Annotated in this window: 3 protein-coding genes; all 3 read left to right on the forward strand. The window is 33.2% G+C overall.

All coding sequences use genetic code 11. The features are described 5' to 3' along the window. A partial coding sequence (locus VLC96_RS07195; RefSeq protein ID WP_325261715.1) for a DUF4280 domain-containing protein occupies positions 1-472 on the forward strand: 472 nt, incomplete at its 5' end. A 23-nt stretch (positions 473-495) separates the two neighbouring features. Continuing rightward, complete coding sequence (locus VLC96_RS07200; RefSeq protein ID WP_325261717.1) at positions 496-3,183, forward strand: OmpA family protein; 2,688 nt, start codon at positions 496-498, stop codon at positions 3,181-3,183. Positions 3,184-3,205: 22 nt separating this feature from the next. Next, a complete protein-coding gene (locus VLC96_RS07205; RefSeq protein WP_325261719.1) occupies positions 3,206-4,156 on the forward strand; it encodes a hypothetical protein in 951 nt (316 codons plus the stop codon). Positions 4,157-4,309: the final 153 nt, after the last annotated feature.

Below are 4,309 nucleotides of genomic sequence, written 5' to 3' on the forward strand. Positions count from 1 at the left end.
GGGAGCCACTTGCAAATGCAAGTTTAGTGAAGATCCGTCTAAGACCGATAAGATAAAAGTCAAATCACACAAAAAACATTTTGGAAATGATAAAGAAGGTTCAGAAAAACTAATTGCTACCACCAAAGAAATTGGACAGACTTTAGAAAAAAACACTTTTGGAAAATGCAAGAAACAGCCTGCAGGCAATAGCTTTTTGCCCTGTCAGGCCGTAATAACAAAATGGAGCGGTTTTTATGATAAAGTAACCTTAAGTAATCAGGGTAAAATACTACTTGAAGACAGCAAAGCAACCTGCCCCATGGGAGCACCCGATTGTATAGAAATTACAGACCACGGACAAACAGCTGAACCCGGCGGACAAAATTTTAAAAATGCTGAGCCAATGGTGCATAATCTTGTAAACCCAATGGTGGATGTGAGAGAAATGTATTCGAAAAAAGCTAAGCATGAAGGTATAAGTGATATTTAATTGATTTTAAAAAGTATCTTAAAATGGCAAAAGGTGTAAAAAAAATAAAATGGAGTGGTGTAGGAATTGTTAAAAGCGATTTGTCCACTCCAAATGAAAAGGTAGTTATAGCTCCAAATCAACAAGTGCTCTTTGAAGTAGAAAAATGGTTTGAAGCAACACCTGAAGCGGATAAAAAAAAGAACATAACCTGGATTTTTCAGGAAAGAAAAACAAGAACGATTGTTTTACAAAAAACATTACCCTATAATAACAGATATGGGGTAAAGATTCCCAAAAACTTATGCGGACCTTTTGAATATTATCTTGAAGCAAGTCTTTCCAGTGAAAGAAATCTAATAAACCAAACTGGGTTAGTAGTAAGAGGCAATTGTACACCTAAAATCATAAGCAGTAAATGGTCTACAACCAATGATGGTACTGATGTTAGAAAAACCCATTTCTTTAAATACGGAGAAACGTTATACTTGAATTTAAAAACCGAAGGCTTAAATGGGTATTTAAATTTATGTGTTGACATTTTTAGACATTTAGATTTCAAGACAGATCCTATATTGCATAGATACACGAGTGTAGATGTTATTGATGGGGAAATAAATCTTGAAATAAACAATACTCATGCGTGGTTTGGAAAACTTAACCCAGTAAAAGAGACAGAAGAGTTTTATGTAAAAGTATTTCATCCTGCTAATAAAATATACATTACTGACAGTGATAATGATACTGAGCATGCCCGATTTTTACGAATTAACAGAAAAATTATTTCTAAAGAAATAAAACCCTCAACAAATCAATCACCTTTAAAAACTGGGAAACCGGATATAAATGCCGAAAGATATGAATCCTGTAAATTTGATACTATAAAAATTACGGATGAAGACGAATCAATTATTGTTTTTGAAGGAGGAAAAAGTAAATTAGAAACATCAAATCCTTTAGAGAAAATAAAAGCTTCCGTTTGGTTTGATTTTGATAAAGACACCATTGAGCCCAAATCAAAACAATTGTTACATAATATACTTCAATTCTTAGTAGAACATCAATTTTCCAGCATGAAATTAGATGGTTATGCCTGTGTAATTGGTAAGCAAAATTATAATGATAAATTATCTAAAAGAAGAAGCGATGCTGTAAAGGATTTTTTTATAAATAATGGCTTGGCCCGTAACAGGATTACTAGTATAGGCCATGGTGAAGTGAATGCTACAGATGATAAACAAGGACGGGATAATATAAAGTATAAGGACGAATTTGATTATAAAAATAACCGTAGAGTAGATATTCTGTTCGACTATTTTGGACATACAGGACAAGTAGTATATGAAACTATTGCTCCAAGCATTGATAAAGACATTACCATTGAAGTCATTGGACACGAAACCAAAAAGTGTTTTAGAAGTACCGATCTTCATAAAAAAGGCATAAAAGTAAACTCTATACAATACACCGGGTTTAAAGAAGTAAAAAACGCAAGTAGTATAACTATCCCTATAAAGTCAGATTTATCAGCTTTTAATATTGCTCCTTTACAATACATTTGGCCTAAATTTAATATCTTAAAAGGCAATGATTCTGCAACATTATATAACGCCAACATTCATTCATGCCGTTGGTTCTCAGATAATAATAGTGCCAATTTATTGATAAAAGTATATCCTGATATAAAATGGGATTTAAAATTTGAATATGCTTGTAAAAATCCTATTTTATATAGAGACACTTGGGTAAAAATGAGACAGGCTAGAGTTTCTGATGCTGTAAATAAAGCTCAAGCTGCAGATATTGATGGTTATGACGGAGATTTAGAAACTCAATTTAAGATAGCTTTAAGTGCAAGTTGGAATAAAGACAGTGAACATTTTGATCTTTCAAAAGAATGGGAGGGAAAAATAGCTGCGTTTATAAAGATGTTCTTGTTTGTAAAGAAAATGGTAAACCTGTTAATAGGAAATAAGGGGGGAAATAGCGCATTGAAAAATCTCCCTGGCGGAACGAAAAATAAATGTAGTGCAATAGCGGCTTTAATAGGAAGGTCACCTGTAATGATAGAGGTTTTATCACCATCTGTAAGTACACAAGTTTCCTGGAGCCTGTTAAATATGGTAACAACAGCAAAGGGTATGAAAAGACCTCCGGAACTGGGAACAAAATTAGAATTAGAACTAAAACTTTCGCCTTTAATAGGGGGCAAAGGCACAATAGATGTTGTTGCAGTAGCCGAAAAAATACCAGCAATAGGCCAAGCAATAACAGCGATAGAAGTTGCATTAGGAGTTTTAGGAGTACAACTTACTTTTGCCATATCCCTAGTTGGAGAGGTAGGACTAACAGCAAAAACATCGGGGTTTTATACCTCAAGTTATAAAATGGAATATGATAACTATGAAGTACAACTTGAGAATAAGTTTGGTATAGAGGTCGTCCTGAAAATTTCAGGAGAATGGGAAGTCAAAAGTTTTATTCTTTGGGGGGACAGTGTTCCCATAACCGCAGAAGCTTCTGCCAAAGCCGAAAGTTATTTTACAACAAAAGGAAGTTTTGGAGCAGATCAAATTGGTAGATTTTTCAATGCAAGTGTTTCTTTTGAAGGAATTTATCTTACCGTGGAGGTTAAAGGTAGCGTCGGAAAAATGCAAAACTCAAGAAACCATAAAATTACTCTGGTCCCTAAACCCAAAGATCCAATTTTGGGAGGTAATTATTATTTTTAAAAAAATGAAAAAAATGAAAAAAATGAAAAAATTAATTTTAATACTAAGTCTAGTATTTTCTTTACAGTCTTGTTCTCAACCTAATTTAAACAAAGAAGAAATGATCGCAGAATTTACAAAAAACACACCCAATCCATCCATTTACAATACCCATCCTCAATACAGGCTAGAGCAATACAGCAGCAACTGCCGTTGGGAAATACGCCTAAATGATATGCTCCTTTTTTTAGGCGAAATGTCACACACCAAAAGTGGTAGTATTAGTAACAATTCTTTTTGGTTGAATTACTATATACTTCATTCTGGAAAGCAAATTATTACCATCAAAATATACCCTGTTGAAGGACAAAAAACATTGGGTGAGTTTGCTACTTTCAGGCTTATTGGGCTCGATCTTTATCCAGACAAAACTAAAGACAAAACAAACTATCAAAGATTACTAAGTTGGGAGTTGCCTGATAAAGATGTAAAAGATTTGCCATTTCTAATAATTAAAAAAGAGTTTGAGGCAGTTGTACCCTATACAAATGTTGGGTGGGAAAAATCTAAGGATTTAACTGAAATTAAGGATTTGGATAAAATGGTCATAGAAAAGATGAAAGATTTAGAAGAGATTATGAAAGAAGAAAATGGAATAGCACATTTAAATCTGGCTAAAAATAGTCTTCAAGAAAAGTATATATGTTCCTATTCCAATTCAAAAGAAATAGCGGAAGATTGTAATGACCTTGTTTCAATGTTCACTGGTAACAATGAAGTAGAAGGAATAGAATGGGTACCCTATACCAATTATGAACTGGTATTTTACGGAAATGGCAGAGTAGTTAGCTTGAGAAGAAGAGGCGATGTATTCAATTTTTACGGTCCTGCCTACAAAGGGAAATGGAAAGATGATAAGTCTTATACAGAACAATGTTTTAGCAAATTTTTTCACATTCCTGAAGGTAGTGACAAACTGGAAATAATTAGATAGATGGATTTTACAGACAAATACTTTCTTTCAGGAATTTTATTGTTTAGCTTTATTGTATCAATTCCGCAATTTAAGAGCCTGAGAGAAGAAAGTAATTTCCTGGCTAAACTAATCGCATTCTTATTTTTAATTATTAGTAGTTTCATACTGTAT

This window comes from Flavobacterium sp. (assembly GCF_035456085.1).
Taxonomy (GTDB): Bacteria; Bacteroidota; Bacteroidia; order Flavobacteriales; family Flavobacteriaceae; genus Flavobacterium.